The organism is Microvirga sp. 2YAF29, assembly GCF_052114605.1.
In the GTDB taxonomy this organism is placed as follows: Bacteria; Pseudomonadota; Alphaproteobacteria; order Rhizobiales; family Beijerinckiaceae; genus Microvirga.
Genome location: NZ_JBFRFB010000002.1, coordinates 441637 through 461531, shown reverse-complemented (window position 1 = coordinate 461531; position 19895 = coordinate 441637). Strand labels below are relative to the sequence as shown.

Genomic DNA, 19895 nt, shown 5'->3' with positions numbered 1-19895 from the left:
TGAAAGTCCAGTATTCAGCAAGCATGAGGGGTATGACGCGGTAGGTGACGTTGGGGTCTGTCGGATCGGGCGAGGCTTACTGTAAGTCAAGATCGTAATAATCGATCTTGAGCATCACCACATGGCCTTCGATGGTGAACGAACCGAAGTCATGCAATCGCAAAGATTGTTTTCGGGCATGAAGGCATCGAAGGCTTGTACCTCGCTATCTGTGTCCGACATGAGCGCAGGATCGAGAGTTGCAGTGCCGCGCGTTGTGACAGCTCGCCCGCCAATGCGATCTTTGCGGGGGTAGCCGTTTGATTCAAACACAAGTGCGCGTTTAGTTTCCTGCCTGAGCCAAGATGAATTTCCAGCACTGAGGTTGTGGTGATTGTGTCTGCTCTAGGTACCAAGCGCGGTCTGAAAGGCCGCGAGTTACCGGAGGTGTTTAATCGGCCGACGTTACTGCAATAACGATAACATGTATGGCGGCGCAGAAGTTTCCGAGATAGGCACCTAGAAAAGCTCTGAACCGACCCTCACACTACATCTAAATCTCTCGCAGCCACGGATTGCGCCGCTCTTTGATCCATTTGAGAAACTGCACCATGCTGTCGATCTGATCGTCGTGACGGCCATTGGGAAAGGTCAGAGCCTCGGTCTTGAACTCTTCAAGCCATGAGGCCGATTCCGGGATGAACACCCGTCCCGCCTCGATCTGAAGCGTCTGGGCGATGGCGCGCTCGACTTTGTCCCTCAAAGGCATGACGGGAATGATGGGTAGGCGTCCTTCCTCTTGCAGCATCGCGATCATTTCCTGACCGGCGCCCTTGTCCTCGATCAGAACGACACTGGCTTGATGAAGTTCGGCCAGTTCTACGATTCGACGCCTGAGGTTGGGGAAGTTGAGGCGCTCGCGATAGATATCGAGGAGATAGTAACGCCCTTCTTGGACCAGCCACGTCGTACAAACCGAATAATCGTTGTCAGCGCCCGTCTTCGAGGCTGGGTCCCAGGATTGGACGATCTCATCATACTCTCCTCGGACAGGGAGAGTTCTAAAAGTCCGGAACCATGCCCAGTTAAAGATTTCGCCGTCCTGGGGAATCGGGCGTTGCAGGTATTGCGCGGAAAAGGCGCTGCTGCCGAGCGTCCGCTTGAGTTCATCGAGGACGGACTGAGGTTCGCGCTCGGGATGGAGAAGATCGCCGACCTTTCTGAAATGATACCTGTTCGGGCCGATGAGGATGTTCTCGTCAGTATCTGCGATGGCCGGAAGGTCCACGTGCGTCCACTCGCCACCGCCGTGTTCCAAGAGATGCCCGGCGAGATCATCCTGATGCAGTCGCTGCATGATGATGATGATGACGTCGTTCAACTTGGTATCGAGACGGGAGAAAGCCGTTCCCTTATAGAAATCGATGACGTTCTTGCGTTTGGTTTCCGATGCCGCGTCCATCGGCTTCATCAGATCATCGAGGAGGAGGAAGTTGGCCCCGCGGCCCGTCAGCATGCCCTCGACGGAGGTTGCCAGCCGGCCGCCGCCCTTCGTCGTCTGGAATTCCGATTGCGTATTTTTGGTGCTGCTCAGCCGGGTGTGCGGGAAGGCCTGCCGATACCAAGGCTCCATCATGATCTTGCGGCAATCGTTCGAAAACGTCGTCGAGAGATCGCTGCCGTAGCTGGCGCAGATGATCCGCACCCTGGGATCCCGGCCGAGGATCCAGGCCGGGAGGGCGACGGAGCCGCAGAACGACTTGAGGTGACGGGGCGGGATGGTGATCAGGAGACGCTTGATGCGCCCGGCTGCCGCCTCCTGAAAATAATAACTCAAGGTATCGAGATGCCAGTTCCAGCCCAAGGGCGTTCGCTGATCCACAGTTGAGAAGGCCCTGTTGCAAAACACCGCGAAATCCTCGCGTAAAGCGGCACGAAGGGCGGCATGAGAGAGGTCGTTCATGGGGTGGGTCCATTCTTGCGAAGGTGTTGTTGCAGGAGAAATTCGAGCGCGTGGCGATCGTGTTCGGCCAGGTCTTCCTCGACCTTCTGAATCTCGGGCTCGATCAGGCCCGCCTGAAGCTTGCGGCGGAGAATTCGGTCATGGGCTTTGTTGTCGCCTTTCAAAGCCCGCTTGATGTCCGCGATCATCAAAGCCTCGTCGTTGGACAGCTTGACGCGCTTTCCGTCGAGGACGACGGTGATCGGCTGCTCCAGCCAGTAGCTGAGCACTTTCTTGCGGTTGCGCCGTCCTTTTGGTTTGCCCTTGGGGTTCCCGGACAGACCGGTTTGAAAGCGTGTGGCTTCCGGCGGGCGGGCATAACCGACCTCATAATCGCCGGTGGGCTGTTTTTTAGGCGGCATGATCGATCTCCGTGCTTGAGGGTGAATGTTCGTTGGTCTGTGCAGCTTGCCGTTCGATGAGGCTCTGACCAGTGGCGGCATGCCGTGCGGTCTCGCCGGTCATGGCTTCCCAGCGGCGGATGGCGACGTCGACGTAAGCCGGGTCGAGTTCGATGGTGTGGGCGCGCCGTCCGGTCTTCTCGGCGGCAAGGATCGTCGTGCCCGAGCCGTTGAAGGGATCGAGGACAATGGCTCCTCGTTCGGTGACGTCCCGAATGGCATCGGCCACGAGCGCCATCGGCTTGACCGTCGGGTGAGCTGCCAGATCCTTGTCGCGATCGCGATGAAAAGTGTTCTGGCCGGGATAGTCCCAGACGTTGGAGCGGTTGCGGCCGTGACGTCCGAGCTCGACGTTGTTGACATGGGACGCCGTGCCGGACTTGAAGACGAAGACGAGCTCGTGCTTCGAGCGGTACAACGAGCCCATGCCGGCATTGTCCTTGTTCCAGACGCACAGGTTCTTGAGCTCGAAGAGCCCGTCCGTCGCATCGAGGATCTCGCGCATGTGGCGCCAGTCCATACAGACCTGATGGATCGAACCCTCGGCTGAGAAGGCGGCCATGTGCGTGAAGGCGGTGCGCAGGAACTCAGTGAAGCCTGCCCGGTTCATCTCACCCGAGGCCATCGCGAACTCGCGGTGCCGGGCCTTGCCGAGGCCGGAGACGTGGCCCTTGATCGGCACGTTGAACGGCGGGTCGGTGAAGACCATCCGGGCGCGCTCCATGCCCATCAGCGCCTCGTAGGACGAGGCTTCCAAGGACGAACCGCAATAGAGACGATGCTCGCCGAGGAGCCAGAGATCGCCTGCCTGAGAAACGGCAGACCCGGGCTCGGGCTCCGGGATCTCGTCCTCGGCTTCTCCGTCGGGAGCCGCCTGGTCATCGAGGATGAAGTCGATCTCGCCCGTGCTGAAGCCGGTGAGCGACAAATCGAAGTCGAGATCCGACAATTCCTGAAACTCGATCGCCAGCAGGGCATCGTCCCAGCCGGCCAGTTCGGCGAGCTTGTTGTCGGCGATGACATAGGCGCGCCGCTCGGCCTCATCGAGATGATCGAGGCAGACGGTCGGCACGCTCTCGAGTCCTAAAAGCTTCGCCGCGGCGATCCGGCCATGACCGGCGAGGATCGTGCCCTCCGTATCGATCAGGACCGGGTTGGTAAAGCCGAAGCGTCGGATCGAATCGGCGATCTGACCGACCTGCTTCTTCGAGTGCGTGCGGGCATTGCGGGGATTGGTGCGCAGAGCAGCCAACGACCGCTCTTCGATCTTGGCATGGCGGCCTCTCAAGCGGTGGTCGATTTTACCATCATCGTTGTCTAGTTGGGTTTCAATGAGGCGTTTCATGAAGATCTCCAAAGGGTGTTTTAAGAACGTCCGCGCTTGCGGACAGGGATACGATCGAGCCGGTAGCACAGTTGATGCGCAGCGTTCAAAAGTTCGATCACGACGGCGGCCCGGCCCTTATGGCTGAAATATTCGAGCCGTTGAAGCAGGGTCGGAACGCTGGAACAGACATTGCCGAAATAGGTATTCTCGGGCGCCGAGGGTGCATAGGCGGGTAGGGGATCGTTGCTGGCGATGGGAACGAGAAAGCTCATCCGGTCGGCGCTGCCGGTGAGATAGCCGCTGGCAAGACGATTGTTGAGGTCTGAATCCGACAGGCCTGGATGAATATGCTGAGGGGAAATCCTGGAAATCCTGTTGAATTCCGCCTCCAATTCCGAGCGAACGCCGCGCATGAAGCGTAAGGCCGCGCTCTGCTTCAGGCCGCTATCGAGAAGACGAAGGGCGATGAGAAGCGCAAAGGCATTGTAGGCCGTATAGGCGATCTCGCCGCCCTGACCTGGGGGCGGGCCATCATAGAAGGCGTAACGGGCATTGTTTTCGCTGCCTTCCTCAGGCACGAGCTCCCGATCGAGATCGAGCAGACGCTTCATGTCCGCTTTAAGACCCGGATCGGGCGCGCCGTCGTCCCGCTGGCGTCTCGTGATGGCAGCGATCGCCCGTCCGACCTGATCGCGCTTGTAGAAGGGGTTGGGGTTCATCATGAGAACCCTGTAGCCTATCAAGAACGGACGTTCAATTAGGTCACAAATATGAGTGCGGAAGTCCTTCCGCAATGAGCTACCCGCAGGCGTCCATCAGCCAGTTGAGGAGACCGGCATCGACGGCCCGACGAGCGAGATCAGGGCCGATCCACAGATGGGTTCGGCTGGGATCGGCCGCGGTCAGGGTCCCTCGCAGAGAATGGCAGGCGAAGAAGAGCCTATCGTAGCCCGTGGCCCGGGTCTCGTAGTCTTCCAGCGTTGCCTGATCGGCCTCGGATTTGACCTGAACCATGGCCCGCTCGCCGGTTGCCCGCTGCTCCACGATCAGGTCCGCATCCGGCATGTTCCCGCCAAGCGTCGAGACCGGCCGCCAGCCCGAATGCTGGAAGATCAATCCGATCAGGGTTTCAAAATCTCTCCAGTGCAGGCGCTCGATCATCGCACCGGCTAAGGCGATTGTCTCGGCCAGAGCCGCCTCAGCCTTGGCGATGGTTGGTTCCGTGGTTCCGTTGATCTTGCGCAGGAGGTAATCGACATCTTCGATCTTGCAAATCGTCTTCTGGTAAGCGGCGACCTTGGTCAGACGGGTGCTCAGGCGGTCGACACGTAAAGGTTGGCCGAGAATGCTGGTGGACTGCCAGCCTCGCGCTTTACGCATGACGCAGCCGTACTGGCCCTCGCCATCGCGCAGGTCGAACACCTCCTCCTCGGCGAAGGTCCACCAGAGGGTCGACTTGAAAAAGGTGATCCAGAGGCAATCCGGGCCCAACATATAGAAGTCCCGCAATTCCCGCAGGCTGCCGGTGGCTACTCCCTGAGGTCCCTTAAGGGTTTCCCGGAGGTAGCGCTCAGCGCCGTCCCAATTGCCGGAGAGGCAGAGCTCATGCGGTTCATCAGGATGGCCGAAGTGGAGTTCTCCGTGGGTCAGGCAATGCTCGGCCCAGGCATCCTTCCTCCCCAGCTTGATATAGCGGGCGGTCGTCGGGGTGATGGGGGTTAGGGTAGGCGTGTCCATCGTGATGATCTCCTTGAGCCCAGGGGCCGGCGGACACATCACTTCGGGGTGGCTGATAGTCCAGCTATATATCTAAATTTCGGATATTTATTTTTTGTATACGGCAATGATGCGCATACCCAACAGACCGGTCCCTCTTTGTTCCGGTCCTTTATGCCGTCATCCTTCCGCTCCCGCCGCCATCAGCGTCTAGCAGAACTCCTTGCCGAGTACCGGGATAAGGCTGACCTTCATCAAGCACAGGTCGCCCAAAAGCTTGGTCGGCACCAACCATTCATGACAAACATTGAGAACGGCCAGCGGCGTGTTGACGTCGTTGAGATGCTTGATCTGGCAGAGATCATGGGCTTCGATCCGCATGAGCTGATCGATTTACTTTTAAAAACACCGAAGAAGTAACTCTGCCTCCCGATCATATCAGGACAAGAAGGCGGCCGACAAAGCACTCTTCTTGCTCTCATTCCATTCGACTTGTGCCTCACACCACGCATTCATGGTGCCCACGATTTAACGTGAGGTGCACAAATGAAATTATCCGAACTGACTATTACTCATTGTTTACGCGAGATCAGCATCCGGCTGACGGACGCGGCGGCCGTCGCAAAAGCGGCCGTTGCGTGCGCTGAAGGAGGAAGCGAGGGCGAGGCGGTGCGCATCGCTATGGACCTCGATGAAATGCTGAGCGAGACCGAAACTCTCCATAGATGCATATGCCTGATGAGCCGACTGACATTGGAGCGACCGATAAGAACGCGGTAATCCGACTAAGCATTCTTGTAATTATAGCCTGTGAGGATTGTTGCTCGCGGGCTCGAGGCAGTGACGGCGCTGGTGCCGTCGATTGGAAGGATCTGCCTTATGACACGTGCTTTGAAACTCACCGGTACTCATACGCTTCTCCTCTCAGGAGCTTCTCAGCGGCAAGATGGTTTGCTCGACGTTACGCATTTGAAGGGCAATGCTTTGCGGGTCGTGACGGAGAAGCTGCTGAAGAATGAATTGGTCGAGGAGGTCGTCATTAGCTTCGATCAGCTTTTCTATCGCATCGATGAATTGGAGAACCGCATCGGGCTCAAGATTACGTCAGCTGGATTGAAGGCAATCGGAGTCGATCCAGAGATGGCTGATGGAGATGTTCTACTTGCAACGCAGTCTGAGGAAAACCTCCAAAGCACTCGTCCAGCAATGTCTGAAAGTTCCACTGACATTATGCCACGAGCAAGCTCTAAAAAGGCAATCGTCCTTTCGCTTCTCCAACGGGAGGAAGGTGCGACCATTGCCGATATGATGTCCGTCACTGGCTGGCTTCCCCATAGCACGCGAGCGGCTTTGACCGGCTTGCGCAAACAAGGGCATACGCTCGTCAAAGCCAAAACCCAAGACGGCAAGACAGCCTATCATTTGTCTGAGAACACATCTTCCGCATCCATCGCAGCGTAAGACGGTGAAAGCTCCAATTGTGTCTGGCGATGCGCTCGAGTCGGAACTCGCGCGCATCGCCAGACGCTTATCACATCCAGCCAAGAGACTCATCATATGATGGGAATGTCACAGACGCTCACGGCAGGGCGATGCTTGAACAGGTTTAGAAGCAGCTCAATGTTCGGATCCGCCTTGGGACCGATGATGATACGTTTCGGTTCGATGCACGGGCGCCAGCTATCTCCCATAACAAGATATTTCTTACCATTAGGTCCTTTATGAATGGTCTTCCTAGTCGCAATCCCCGTGAATACGCGAGCGTCCGCCTGCTCAAGGGGATACACTTGGATGCGAAACTCTCGTTCGTCTTCAAATCCCGGATGCTTGTGAATGCCGCAGTAGTCCATGAGCTTTCGTTCGAGATAGCTCGGAGCCCAATGATCTTCATATCGAACGGGGATCCTACCATCGCGAGTTTGGCGCGCAATCTGGAGAAGCTGCTGTTCACCGACTTGCCTCGCGAGCTCGCGGAAGGTGAATGTATCTTGATCAACACCGTATATCACTGGCGAAAGTGCTACCCAAGCGTAGTTACGACTCATCGAGTCGAGGCGCACCATGTGCTCGACGTCGGCCTTTTCAAATTGGAGGCAGTAGCCTTTTAGCTTGGTGTACCGGTCCCACAATGTCAAAATGCCGTTTTTCTCCTGGTCCGCAGTCTTCGCAAAGGCAAACGACGTAACGAAAAGATGACCATAGCCGTCGGTTGACGTCAGCTGATCCCGCATCTGCTCTAAGATGACCTTGGTTGTCGCGTCGACGTCATTGTCGGGCCGGATGAGATCCATCGGCAGACGCTCTAGGGCATACTTGAATGCAGCCTTTTGAATTTCTCCCCAAGCGTAGAAGTACTCAGACTTGTCGTTAACCATTAAGAAATTAGTGGCCCACAGCGTCCCTGTGCGAGCAATGCCTTCCAAGCCAGATCGTGATGTATAGTGAGATAGAAGCATCGACACTCCATCCTCTTACGGCAAATTTCAGCTTTACAGGAAGCGGTTGTTCTTGAGCTGTCAGGAAATCAAGAACAATAGGGATCTGTTTCTGGACCTTGAGATCTTCATAGGCCGGGCGCCCATTGGGCCGCGAAGGTGGATCGAACGATGCTCTGTATAGGATCAGCCTCTGACGCTGCTCGATCCATAGGTCCTCGACGTTGCGGATGTTGCTATCGAACCAGAAACGGAACCAAAACTTGCGTGCATACTGACCATTTCGTCTCGTGCCGGTCCATGGCGGGAAGTCGGCCAGAAGAACGAAAAGGCTGGGGAGATAGATCTCTCGTAATCCGATCCGCGCCCAGATACGATATCTGCCTGCGAGTTTGATCAGCATAATGAACTCCTCCGGTGAGAAGTAAGGAACCATTTCGCCGATGGCCTTAAAATTCCTTGCCCAATTCTGTCTGAATGATGCCTTTATACGCTCTCCTGCCTTCAGGTCCAGGTGTTGAGTTTCCAGATCCAAATACGGGTCTCCAGCACGAGCCTTCGTTGGGCAAGTGCTGCGATCATAATGCCTGAAATGCGCAGCTCGAAGGCTTGATTTAGCGATCAGGTAGACTTCGTCCTTGCAGATCGGGCATAAAACATCAGGAACTTTGAATCGATCGCCCTCAGCAGTCGTGGCGGATCCTGTCTCCGCCGCATATAGTTCGGCGATGATCGTGCGTCGGGTCTTGGGGTGAAGTGCGATCTCATCGTTGTCGGCCCCGGCGGCAATGCTGACATGAGTGTCCCAAATTAGTCGCGTCGATACCGCGCTACCTGGCGAGTACAACAGCACGCTTCTACTCAATTTGGATAACTCTAAATCGACGGCATTTCAAGAATGCCCAGGACACCTAGTGCCAGATTGAATCGTTCTTGATATCCGGGAAGGCACGTACAATCGCGTGAACGCTCCATGCCAATGAGCGCGATGACGCCGTCCGCTCTCTCGGATGGGACTCGCATACGGCCGTCGCGAAGGGCGAGATACAGCGCTTCGATGGCAGGTTGATCGCCGAGGTCGGCGATGGCCGCCGGATGACGAAAGAGGTCTAACGACCAGCCAGGCGCTCGCGCTTTCATTAGGATGCCGGCGCGGGTACGCCCCTTTCGCTCATCAATAACCGGCAGGAGATACCTAGAGGCGGCTACTGCGATCGTCGCGGCCTCGCCGTCGTCCAGCGAAGTCGAGGCGGACGTGAGTTCATGGAATATCTCGTACTCCGCGTCGGTCAAGTTGGCGAGCGTCACGATTCCATCCGCCACAAGGCCATGCAGAAAGCTGTTTTCACCGTTCCTGCGGCTGGTCTCGTGCTCCAGTTCTCCCACCACGATTTCCGGCACGACAATATCGTTTGGGATGGCCGTAAGGATGCGCTCGCCATATTTGCAAGCGTGAAGGTTGATGAGAACACTCGTGTCGAGAACCAGCGGATCCGCGAAATCAATCAGGGAGCTTGAGGGACTCATCAGTCTCCCTTTCCTCAAGTTCAATCTGGTCGATAATGCCACGAAGCTCTACTCGGCCCACCCTCAGCAACTCACCCAATTGTCCTTCCGACATGAGCTCGCGCTTCCAGGCGGCATGCGCCATCAGGCTCAGGCGGTGGGAGATAGGTCGGTCGGCGTCGCTCTTTGCCAAATCGCGGCGATCCGTCATTTCGCCGAGAACCTCCCGGACATGCTCATCGGTGATGCCGCCGTTGTTTTCGAACCAGGCCCAGGTACCCTTCTTGGCAAGGCCTAATTCCTCGAGTCGGAGAGCGCACGCTTGGCGCGAGATATTATACTGTTGGGCAAGGAGAATAATCAGACGCCGAGTCGTTTTTCCGGTGATTTCCTTCAGTTGGCGGAAGCTTTCCGAGAAACTCTCGGCTGGCGTTACGAATGCACGGCCAAAAGCGTTGGCATAACGCTCATCGCGTGACAGGAATTTCTCATCGTCTTCAAGCACCTCCGGAGTCTGACGGGTACCATAGAAGTGGCCGAGCTCATGCGCTGCGGACTGGATGCGCCGCGGCAATGGATGGTTGGCATTGAGAAGAATGCAAGCGCCGACGCTTTCATCGTAGGTGAAAAGACCGGCAACCCTCGAATTGGAAGAAAGACGGCGCTGATACAACCGAATGCCGAGACCCAAATCAATGAGCGAGAAGATGTCAGCAATCGATCCCGGGCCAAGACCTAGCCAGTCGCGCAAGTCCATCGCATGCTTTTCGGCCAGGGCCACAACGTCGCCCTCGTTGATGCCGCACTCCGGGGGATAATTTCGCCGCCGTTGGATGCCGAGTACGTTCTCTAGTTCGACGTCGGCTTTGATCAGGTCGTTAAATAATTGAACGGCTTCATTGGTGTGCGCGTCCTCGGTTTCCCGCAATTTGCGGAAGCGAGGCATCAGATCGGTATGTACAGCTTCTCGGCGGAGGAGCGAGTTAACCGATACGCCGTAGTGGCGGGCGAGCGTCTGGATTTCCTGAATGCGCACTCGGCGCACACCCTTCTCAATGGATACCAGAGTGGGACGGGACATGCCGATGACCTGAGCGGCGTCATCCTGCCGGATGTCTGCGTTCTCCCGTGCTATTCGTAGCCGACGTCCAATTTCCTGTGCACTCAGCTCATTCAGATCGGCCATAGCGCCCTCCATCCATCCAGCTCTTTAAGAAGCTTTGTTCTCCTTGTGCGGATAGAAATGCCCGCCATTCCTCGGCATGTGTTACCAACATCGTCCTCAGTTTCTTCAGAGTTTCCTCGTAGCTTTCCCCTAGTGCAGCCGCGATTTGCCAGGCGTGAACGCGAAGGTCGTCGTCAGGCAAGCCGCTCATGTCAGCGAGATGCTGCAGGTGGCGCACACCGACGCTTCCGTACTCAACCATGATGTCCCGATCAGCCTTCTGGGGTATGATCGACAGAGCATCGCCAGCGTCAGACGCGGCAAGGTCGGACACGACATATGTTCGAGGTTCCTCGTTGACGCCAGCGGCGCGCATGCTGAGGCGTCTCAGCAAGCAGGCAGCGCACAGGCCACACTGCTTCCTGCCACCTACATTGACGACCCGGCGGGTCTGCCAACAGGAATGGGTACTCGTCAGGTGCCCTTCGGACTTTCCGGCTATGCTCAAAAATGCGCATAGCGTCTGGCCTTTCGTAGACCACAGACGCGGCTGCTCAAACTGGACCTGGTAGCCCTGTAATGCCTTGATGAACCGCTCCATCTTCCGGAAGAACGTCGGATGGTTACGATAGTCGGCATAGATGTTGTGCAGTGGAAGCAGCACGGGGCCAAGTGCACCCTGGCCGCTCTCCGGAACTACGATACGCGGCACGCTTGAGAGCTGCGCGGCAATCGCCGTCACCGCCGCAAACTGGAATCCGCGCGAGCGGAAGCTGCTTTCGTTGCCGCGGTACCCCTTAACCTTGAACGGAATTCGCGTGAAATAGCTGTCACCATTTTTCCGGCGCTGGCGATTGCTGGCGACGCGAATACAAAGCGCCTGTTCCTTGTTCCCGCTGAGAGCCGAGACGGCACGGGAATCCAAACCATCGCTATAGGCGACGGCGAAGGTTTTGGTCTTGCCAAAGTCCAGCGGCATCTGCCGCGAGCCGATAGGCGACAGGTTTTTCGCTTGAACGAAGGTAAATTGCCACGAGTCGCCGGTCAGATGATTCAAGACGCCATGAAGGCTCTTCAGAACATCCGGCTTCTGCCAACTTTTGAGGTCAATGACTGGAAGGGTGACAGCCAGGGTTCGGCGCCAGCCCAGTGGACGCTTCCAACGACGATCAGCAAACTCAACCGCGGCACACAGGACCAGTAAATCGTAGTGCAGCGGTTCGCATCCCTTCACGTCGAAAGTATCCAGAACCGCAGCGTCGAAGCGAATGTGCTGGCCGACTTCTGCTGTCGCCGCGTCCTTCGGCACGGTGCGGCCCGGCTTCTGTCCCTTCTCGATAACGAACAGGCGCTTGTCTGGTATCGCTGAGTTGTTCAGACGGCCGCTCATTCTTCGGGCCCCTCATCTACGCCGCCTTTCTTCTGAACTGCCTGTTTGAAAGCGCGCTTGTTGCCAGTGGCTAAGGCATTGCAGAGCTCGTTGGGCTTGATGGCAGCAAACGTTTCGCGGTTCCGCTCTATTCCCTTTCGGTACTCTTCTCGGCTCATGTCGCCGAGTTCGCGGGCACGAATGCATTCTTCGTCGAGGCGGTTCTTGGTGATGCCGATCCACTCTTTTGCCGTGCGTTCGAGTGCCTCACCGAGGGCCTTGTCGGGAGACATTTGATCCCGGAGGTTGGCGATCAAATGCCGTTGTAGGGCGTCCGCCAAAGGCGACGGCGCATGATTGTCGAAAATCGTTTCGACCATCGTGCCAGGGTCCAGGTCCATTTGGGCACGCCCGGCGTGAGCTTTGAGTTCATCGAAAAGAGGATTGAATGCCTTCATGTCCACGCTACCAATCATGCTGTGGCACGCATGCATCGTGCGCTCTTCTGGACTCGCGGCATCACTGACCAGTTCCTGACCGTAGCGCTTCCAGCGGCTTGGCAGTGCCGCATTTCTGAACGGTCCATCAGTCATGATCGCCTCCCATGTCGGCAATATGGGTGCGAAATCTGACAAAGTCAATATTTTTTGGATTAATTCTGACCTTAGGGGCGCGGAACGATATCTCGCAGACCACATCTCGGTTCTACGATGGCATTGGTCGCGAGTAACGCAGTGATATAGCGCTTCGGATAGACCACCAAAGCCGGGTAGGTCTTCAATTCTCTTACGCGAGACAACGATGCTTATGGCGAGTATGATTTCGGCCGGTGCAGGTTGTAAGGGTACCTGGTCATGTTCAAGATCGACTCTCGCCCGATTCGACAGACCCAAGCGTTACGCGCAGCGGCATGATTTTGATGCTGGCTGAGGAGTATTAGGCCCTCGACCACTTCTTCGCGCATGCCACCGTATATAGGGCACAGGGACAAGCAGCTTTATTGGTACTCCAGCTTATGTCGATATTTATGACATCGTCCTCCGATCAAAAACAACTGTTAATTGAGTGGACAACCTTCCGGCCAAGCACTTCTGATGCTGCTCAGCCTCTATAATAAGGAGACTCAGGGGGGCTGCCTACAAAATGTCAGTAATCAGAAAAATTGAGATTGAAAATTTTAGGAGCATCAAGAGCTTCACATTCCATCCAAATCCCGGAGTCAATAGCTTCATTGGACCAGGTGATAGCGGCAAGTCGAGTATCTTGGATGCAATAGATTTATGCTTAGGCGCACGCCGCAATCTCCAAATTTCCGATGCGGATTTCAACTGCTTGGATATAGATAATCCGATCGTCATAAGTATTACGCTTGGAGAGCTTGATGATGCCCTCAAGGCTATTGATAGCTATGGTTTGTACCTAAGAGGCTTTAAAGCAGAGACCGGCGAAGTCCTGAGCGAACCAGAAGCAGCAGCTGAAACAGTCATCACTATTGAGCTACGCATCGACGGCGACCTAGAACCCCAATGGCAGCTCGTCTCAGAGCGTGCAGTTGAGCAACATCTTAGCCGAAACCTGAACTGGGCTGACAGATTACGTCTCGCCCCGACTCGGTTAGGTGCTTCTTCACAACATCACTTGAGTTGGCGCCGTGGCTCAATCCTCAACAAGATGTCTGAGGAACGTATGGATGCAACCATTGCACTTGTGAAAGCCGCTCGCGATGCGCGAGCTACATTTGCAGATCTGGGCAAAGAGCAACTAGAAGAATCTCTCAAAATTGTCACTGAGCTAGCTAAGAATTTGGGTGTTCCTATAGGAACTGAGGCAAGAGCAATGCTCGATGCTAACCCAGTTTCTTTCACCGGCGGTACTATTTCTCTCCATAATAGCGAGGGCATCCCTCTTGGAGGTTTAGGTCTGGGGTCTACAAGGCTTTTAATTGCTGGACTGCAAAGGCAGGCCGCAAGCCAAGCTCCCATAGTATTGATCGATGAACTTGAGCATGGGCTTGAGCCGCACAGAATTATGCGCCTTCTCGATGCCCTTGGTGCTAGGGAAAAGCAACCACCTCTTCAGGTTTTCATGACCACTCACTCACCTATCGCTGTTCGAGAATTGTCGGGTAATCAACTGTATGTTGTCAGAAGCGATGGCGATAATCACTGCGCGCTGCCCGTGGGAACCGGAGACGATGTACAAGGTACGACCCGTCGATATCCCGAGGCGTTGCTAGCGCCATCTGTCGTAGTATGCGAAGGGGCGAGCGAGGTCGGCCTACTGCGCGGCATCGATTACTACCGCCTAAAACTAGGTCATCCTCCTATCGGAGCTTGTGGTGTCGCGCTGGTGGATGGAGGTGGAACCGGATTTCTACAAAGGGCGCTTGCATTTCAGTCTCTAGGTTATCGCGTCGCAATCCTGCGAGATAGTGATGTTCTGGCCGATGTTGTCGGCGAGGCTAGATTTATTGCAACAGGGGGAACCATAATTTCATGGGAGGAGGGCCGTTCTCTGGAAATGGAACTGTTCGCGAGTCTCAGTGAGGATGGCGTCCAGAAGCTGCTATCGGAGGCCATCAAACTCAAGGAGCGTGGACCCGTTGATGAGAACATCAAGTCTGCCTCCAACGGAACTATGAACCTTGAGGCTATTGAGGAAATGATTTTAATCGAAGGTGTTTCAGATCAAATTAGATTAATCCTCGGAAAGGCTGCGGGGCGAAAAAATAAGAGCTGGTTCAAGTCTGTGAGTGCCATGGAGGAAATTGGCTGCGAGATTGTAGGACCTGATCTCGATGAAGCGGATGAGGGCTTCCAGACTAAGATTGACCTTGTGTTTATGTGGGCAGCCAATGTCTAAGAATGATATTGATCTATTGAGTATCAGTAAGGGCCTTATTGTAGCTCCAGCTGGTTGCGGCAAGACACAACTTATTGCTGATGCTCTTCAAAAGCATGATATGCGCAAACCCATTCTTGTGCTTACTCATACGAATGCTGGCGTCGCTGCGTTGAGGATCCGACTCGATAGAGCAGGAATTAGGCCCACGGGATATCGAATTAGTACAATCGATGGTTGGGCCGTCAGACTGATCTCTGCGTTCCCTGAAAGATCAGGGCATGACCCCGCGATAATATTAGATGATAAACCAAATTACCGTGGTGTAAGGACTGCTGCCTATAGGCTTCTCAAAGCGGGTCATATCTCTGATATAATAGAGGCAAATTATTGCCGTCTTATTGTTGATGAGTATCAGGACTGTTCCTTGCAGCAACACGCTATTGTGTATGAAGCTTCAAAGTTTCTACCGACCTGCATTTTGGGAGATCCAATGCAGTCAATTTTCGGCTTTGGCGATGATCCACTTGCTAACTGGGATGATCATGTATGCGGTCACTTTCCTAAAGCAGGTGAGTTACAGAAGCCGTGGCGTTGGATCAATGCCGAAGCAGAGGACCTAGGACGATGGCTTCTGTTTGCGCGCGACAAATTACAGAACCGCCAAAGCATAGATCTTCAAACAGCTCCGGCCTCTGTAAATTGGGTTTCCCTTAACGGTTCAGCAGAAGATCATACTAAAAGGATGAATGCTGGAAGAGTGGAGCCTCCAGGTGGAGTTGGTTCTGTCCTCATCATTGGCGACAGCACTAACCCGGCGAGTCAGCAAAAATTTGCTGGGCAAACGCCAGGAGCAATCACTGTTGAAGCTGTGGATCTACGCGATCTGGTGACATTCGCCCGCGATTTGGATCCAAACTCTGAAAGTGCGCTTACACAGATAGCCAACTTTGCTCAAAGTGTTATGACAAATGTTGGAGCAAGTGATCTTGTTCGTCGAGTTGAAGCATTAAGCAAAGGCTCAGCCCGCAAAGAAGCTACAATGGTTGAGAGAGCAGCACTTACATTTCTAAGGGAGCGAACTTACAGAAGCATTTCGGACATGCTTGTAGAGATCAATAAGGAAGCTGGTGTTAGAGCTCATCGCCCTGCCGTGCTTAGGGCATGTCTTCGTGCCCTGCAGCTCTGTAGTGGACAAAGTGCCATGTTATTTCGTGATGCATCTATCCAAGTTCGCGAACAAAGCCGAGTTCAAGGCCGCCCGCTACCGAAGAGGGCTGTAGGAAGCACTTTGCTTTTGAAGGGATTGGAGGCAGAAGTGTCAGTGATCCTGAATGCAAATGCACTTAATGCTAGAAATCTCTATGTAGCAATGACCAGGGGATCAAAGAATGTACTGGTTTGTTCTACAACCCGTGTGCTGACGCCCCCTTGGTGAGATTAAACGATAGTCCTAGAATTTTTTGGCTTCGTATTATTCTATAAACCTGCATTCCCAAGCAGCCCAAAGTTTTAGCTATAGCCGTGGGGCTGCTTCCCTTGGCTTTTAATTTAAAATCCGCTCGGGATTGATACGACGCTTACCGCCAAGATAAGCACCTTCTGCTTTTGCTTTCTCGATACCTTCGCGTGACGCTTTTTAATGAAGCGTCATTTCATCTGCGCCATCATGCCGAGAACGGTCAGTATGATGTGACCCATTTCGCCTCAGGTTCGGTAACACTGCCGCATGGATTTAGCGGCGCATCAGAATAAGTCGGAGCGGGTGCATGGTGACACGAACTACCCGTTTGAAGGACTTCAAGACCGACGGGTATCCAGGCTCTGGGCTGCCGGTGCAGGCTCTGGCTGAGGATCATGTTGGAACTTACATCCTTCCATTCCCCTGTGAGCGCATCAACGGGGAGTGGCGGAAGGGGACATCAGGAGAGGCTGTCGAAGCCAGCATCATTGGTTGGCGTGAGTTTCGGGCGGGGAGCAGAGATCCACAGCCCCTGCTTAGCATCCGAGTAAAGTGAGAGAAGGCACCAAGAGCTTGATCTGACTACCCTTAATGCTTCTGAACCTTAGATGTCGTTCGCGTGAAGGTGCAAACGCGCCGGCGGTCTGCCCTTCATCGACCTTGGGCAGTAGTAATTTTTCGCTCTTCTGACTGGACTTCATGCGCATAGGGAGCCATGCTCTCGGTCCATTCACCGTCGCCCGGAGCTCCTCCGGGCTTGCGTCAGTACAGGCCTTCATTGTGGGCGCTGGCGCGGGGGTGAAATGCTTACAAAGAATTCAGAGTCTTTCGATGCGTTGGACGTGGATCAATCCACATCCGGCGTTGGTCGTGTCTATCGTTTGTCCGATCTGCAAGGCTTGAATCTCACCGAATTGCGGTCGGAATGGCGTCGTCTGTTTCGAGCATCGCCGCCGCTTCTAAGCCGTGACCTGATCATCCGAGGTCTCGCTTATCGCATGCAGGAGCTTCAGGCTCCGGGGGCATCGCGAGTTGCTCAGAAGCGGATAAAGGCACTTCAAAAGCAGGCTCAAGGCGGTATTGAACCAGCCGGTCCAGTCGGTTCACGGATCAAACCAGGCAGTCGATTGATCAGAGAATGGCACGGTCGAACGCATGTCGTTACGGTCACTGAGGCAGGCTTTGATTATGACGGACGAGCCTACGCATCGCTGACGCGCATCGCCAATCAGATCACCGGTGCACACTGGTCCGGCCCCCGCTTCTTCGGCTTGGTCGGCGCATCGAAGATCAAGCAGAAAAGCGGAGAGGCGGTATGAGCACATCTCCTGGTCGAAGGGCCAACTCACCGGACCAGAACAAGCCCCCTCGTTCAAAACTGCGCTGCGCGATCTATACCCGCAAATCGCATGAGGAAGGGTTGGAGCAAGAGTTCAACTCGCTCAATGCTCAGCGCGAAGCTTGCGAGGCCTATATCGTCTCTCAGCGACAGGAAGGCTGGACGGTACTGCCAACCTTCTATGACGATGGCGGCATCTCCGGCGCCACCATGCAACGGCCGGCATTGCAGCGGCTGTTGACGGACATCGCGGATGGCAAGATCGATGTGGTTGTCGTCTATAAAGTCGATCGCCTGACGCGATCGCTGGCCGACTTCGCCAAGATCGTCGAGATCTTCGATGCGAAGCAGGTGTCATTCGTCTCGGTGACACAGGCGTTCAACACGACATCCAGCATGGGACGCCTGACTCTCAATGTCCTGCTGTCGTTTGCCCAGTTCGAGCGCGAAGTGACGGGAGAACGCATCCGGGATAAGATCGCTGCTTCAAAACGGAAGGGCATGTGGATGGGCGGCCTGCCGCCGCTCGGCTACGATGTGAAAGAGCGTAAGCTGGTGGTCAACGAGACCGAAGCCCAGACGGTTCGTCATATCTTCGATTGCTACCGCGATCTCAAATCCGTTCGGCTATTGCAGCTTGAACTCGCCGCCGAAGGGATCGTCAGCAAGATCAGGCCAACAGCGAATGACGCAGTAGAGCGCGGCGGCAAGCCGCTGGCCCGTGGCGCACTTTATCTCATGCTGGCGAACCGGATCTATCGCGGTGAGATTACGCATAAGGGCGATGCTTATCCAGCAGAGCATCCCCCGATTGTCGAGCAGGATCTCTGGGATGAGGTTCAGAGTATCCTCACTGACAATCGGGTTAGGCGCGAGCGCGGAACAAGCGCCCAGGCGCCTAGCCTCTTAGCCGGACTTGTCTTCGATGCTGACGGGAACCGTCTGACGCCAAGCCATGCGGTCAAACGCGGCACGCGGTATCGCTACTACATCTCCCAATCCCTGACCACGAGCAGCCTGGGAGATGCGAAGCAACCGTCAAAGAATGCCAAGACCGGTTGGCGCATCCCGGCTCCGGCGCTGGAAGGACTGATCAAAGACCAGATCGTCAGCTTCCTCGCCTCACCAACACGGATCATGGATGCGCTGGCTGAAGCAGCACCAGATGCAGCTGAGGCTGGCGAGCTTATCCAGAAAGCGGCAGAGACAGCTCGCTCGATTGAACGCGGCACCGATGATCTGCTGCGGCAATTTCTGATGGCAACGGTAATCCGCATCACTGTTCAAGCCAGCGTCGTGGACCTGAAACTCGACCGTGATGCATTGCTGGGATGGCTGACGCACAACGATGCGCTAAGCGGGCCCGCGGTCAGCTTAGTGCGAGCCAACCATGGCGATCCAATCCATCTCGCAATTCCTGCCAGCTTGCGCCGGTCCGGCAATGAGCTGCGGTTTGTTGTTGCAGGAGAGAAAGGTCGTGATCCTGATCAAAGCCTCATCCGGATCATCGTCCGCGCTCATACGATCGCCGAGCGTTTTGCGCAGGAAGACGGACTGACCATCGAGGAAGTGGCGCTTCAGGAAAAGCTCACACCCTCCTACATCACCCGGCTGCTGCGCTTGACCTATCTCGCACCTGATATTCTGACCCGCATCCTCGACGGCGATCAGCCACCGGAACTGACAGCCGCAAAGCTGATGGCGGATACGCGACTTCCGCTCGACTGGCAGGAGCAGCGCATCAGGCTTGGCATTGCCGCCTGACGATCAGTTCAGGTGTAGTATATCTGTAGTACCCAGGCTCCTTGCACGAGGAGCCTTTCTCCTTGGCCGATGGTGGACTGCGAGACTCGGACACTTTTCAGTCTCCCTACCACTCCGGCCGGAGACTTCCGTACTGCCCAATTCGTCAATCGAGACGGAGAGCTGAAAATACGACCCGAAACTCGCGGATGGCGTCTCTGCCTGCCGGACGAGCAGATCCTCGAAGCCAAAAACCCCGGAAATGCCGGCAAAATTCCAACTATCTTAAGTGGTGGGGCGGACTAGGTCATTCAATCAGAAGTAATGGCGGTGGAGGCAGTCATCTGCGAACCTGTCTCTGGGTAGCATTCACTGCTCTGAGGGAATTCTGCAGGGAAAATTCTGCTTTCACGCAGAGAGTCCGGTCTCCTCTAGATCTGCTGGTCGCAAGCCTCGGACACTCTCTTTGTCATTTAATATCAATGGCTTGCGAGCGGGTCGAAACTCGTCTACATCCTGATTCGTTCAGCGGCAGATTCCTTTGGGAGCATTCGCGGACAGCCCTCGGCCATAGCGGCCGAACCACTTCTTGAGATCGTCTGATCTCACG

18 protein-coding genes are annotated in these 19895 nt (G+C 55.3%); 6 read left to right on the top strand and 12 right to left on the bottom strand.

The features are described from left to right. Positions 1 to 76 precede the first annotated feature (76 nt). The 6 genes from AB4Y85_RS04550 to AB4Y85_RS04525 form a co-directional block, all read right to left on the bottom strand. Positions 77 to 157, bottom strand: coding sequence for a DUF3768 domain-containing protein (locus AB4Y85_RS04550; RefSeq protein WP_441983712.1), 81 nt, complete (start codon positions 155 to 157; stop codon positions 77 to 79). Between the two features lie 375 nt (positions 158 to 532). Then, positions 533 to 1942 (bottom strand): phage terminase large subunit, encoded by a 1410-nt coding sequence (terL, locus tag AB4Y85_RS04545; RefSeq protein ID WP_441983656.1) that lies wholly within the window; start codon positions 1940 to 1942, stop codon positions 533 to 535. Continuing rightward, a complete protein-coding gene (locus tag AB4Y85_RS04540) occupies positions 1939 to 2343 on the bottom strand; it encodes a DUF5681 domain-containing protein (RefSeq protein ID WP_441983655.1) in 405 nt (134 codons plus the stop codon). Before AB4Y85_RS04540 ends, terL begins: the two co-directional genes overlap by 4 nt. After that, a complete protein-coding gene (locus tag AB4Y85_RS04535) occupies positions 2333 to 3727 on the bottom strand; it encodes a site-specific DNA-methyltransferase (protein WP_441983654.1) in 1395 nt (464 codons plus the stop codon). Before AB4Y85_RS04535 ends, AB4Y85_RS04540 begins: the two co-directional genes overlap by 11 nt. Positions 3728 to 3747: 20 nt before the next feature. Beyond that, positions 3748 to 4431: a hypothetical protein gene (locus AB4Y85_RS04530; protein WP_441983653.1), complete on the bottom strand. Its 684-nt coding sequence runs from the start codon at positions 4429 to 4431 to the stop codon at positions 3748 to 3750. Between the two features lie 76 nt (positions 4432 to 4507). Then, complete coding sequence (locus AB4Y85_RS04525) at positions 4508 to 5446, bottom strand: restriction endonuclease (RefSeq protein ID WP_441983652.1); 939 nt, start codon at positions 5444 to 5446, stop codon at positions 4508 to 4510. A 153-nt stretch (positions 5447 to 5599) separates the two neighbouring features. Here AB4Y85_RS04525 and AB4Y85_RS04520 point away from each other — a divergent pair, with 153 nt between their 5' ends. Together AB4Y85_RS04520 and AB4Y85_RS04515 are read left to right on the top strand one after the other, a co-directional pair. Continuing rightward, positions 5600 to 5845 carry a helix-turn-helix domain-containing protein gene (locus tag AB4Y85_RS04520; protein WP_441983711.1) on the top strand — a complete coding sequence of 82 codons (246 nt, stop codon included), beginning with the start codon at positions 5600 to 5602 and terminating at the stop codon, positions 5843 to 5845. A 459-nt stretch (positions 5846 to 6304) separates the two neighbouring features. After that, complete coding sequence (locus AB4Y85_RS04515) at positions 6305 to 6886, top strand: DUF3489 domain-containing protein (RefSeq protein WP_441983651.1); 582 nt, start codon at positions 6305 to 6307, stop codon at positions 6884 to 6886. Positions 6887 to 6978: 92 nt separating this feature from the next. On the opposite strand, the gene AB4Y85_RS04510 is transcribed toward AB4Y85_RS04515, so the two are convergent. Genes AB4Y85_RS04510 through AB4Y85_RS04485 form a run of 6 tightly spaced genes read right to left on the bottom strand, consistent with a single transcriptional unit; the run spans position 6979 to position 12493 of the window. Beyond that, complete coding sequence (locus AB4Y85_RS04510; protein WP_441983650.1) at positions 6979 to 7800, bottom strand: DUF2971 domain-containing protein; 822 nt, start codon at positions 7798 to 7800, stop codon at positions 6979 to 6981. A 7-nt stretch (positions 7801 to 7807) separates the two neighbouring features. After that, positions 7808 to 8713 (bottom strand): hypothetical protein, encoded by a 906-nt coding sequence (locus AB4Y85_RS04505; protein ID WP_441983649.1) that lies wholly within the window; start codon positions 8711 to 8713, stop codon positions 7808 to 7810. 23 nt (positions 8714 to 8736) lie between these two features. Then, entirely contained in the window at positions 8737 to 9387 is a 651-nt protein-coding gene (locus tag AB4Y85_RS04500; protein WP_441983648.1) for a DNA-binding protein, read from the bottom strand. Beyond that, complete coding sequence (locus AB4Y85_RS04495) at positions 9362 to 10552, bottom strand: ImmA/IrrE family metallo-endopeptidase (RefSeq protein WP_441983647.1); 1191 nt, start codon at positions 10550 to 10552, stop codon at positions 9362 to 9364. Before AB4Y85_RS04495 ends, AB4Y85_RS04500 begins: the two co-directional genes overlap by 26 nt. Beyond that, entirely contained in the window at positions 10536 to 11921 is a 1386-nt protein-coding gene (locus AB4Y85_RS04490) for a 7-cyano-7-deazaguanine synthase (RefSeq protein WP_441983646.1), read from the bottom strand. Before AB4Y85_RS04490 ends, AB4Y85_RS04495 begins: the two co-directional genes overlap by 17 nt. Continuing rightward, positions 11918 to 12493 (bottom strand): hypothetical protein, encoded by a 576-nt coding sequence (locus AB4Y85_RS04485; protein WP_441983645.1) that lies wholly within the window; start codon positions 12491 to 12493, stop codon positions 11918 to 11920. Before AB4Y85_RS04485 ends, AB4Y85_RS04490 begins: the two co-directional genes overlap by 4 nt. 550 nt (positions 12494 to 13043) lie before the next feature. On the opposite strand from AB4Y85_RS04485, the gene AB4Y85_RS04480 reads away from it, so the two are divergent. The 4 genes from AB4Y85_RS04480 (at position 13044) to AB4Y85_RS04465 (ending at position 19306) form a co-directional block, all read left to right on the top strand. Then, a complete protein-coding gene (locus tag AB4Y85_RS04480) occupies positions 13044 to 14762 on the top strand; it encodes an ATP-dependent nuclease (protein ID WP_441983644.1) in 1719 nt (572 codons plus the stop codon). Further along, positions 14755 to 16179, top strand: a complete 1425-nt coding sequence (locus AB4Y85_RS04475; RefSeq protein ID WP_441983643.1) for a UvrD-helicase domain-containing protein — start codon at positions 14755 to 14757, stop codon at positions 16177 to 16179. The genes AB4Y85_RS04480 and AB4Y85_RS04475 overlap by 8 nt, the downstream gene beginning before the upstream one ends. An 827-nt stretch (positions 16180 to 17006) precedes the next feature. Then, entirely contained in the window at positions 17007 to 17522 is a 516-nt protein-coding gene (locus AB4Y85_RS04470) for a DUF2924 domain-containing protein (protein WP_441983642.1), read from the top strand. Next, positions 17519 to 19306, top strand: a complete 1788-nt coding sequence (locus tag AB4Y85_RS04465; RefSeq protein WP_441983641.1) for a recombinase family protein — start codon at positions 17519 to 17521, stop codon at positions 19304 to 19306. The genes AB4Y85_RS04470 and AB4Y85_RS04465 overlap by 4 nt, the downstream gene beginning before the upstream one ends. Positions 19307 to 19895 lie beyond the last annotated feature (589 nt).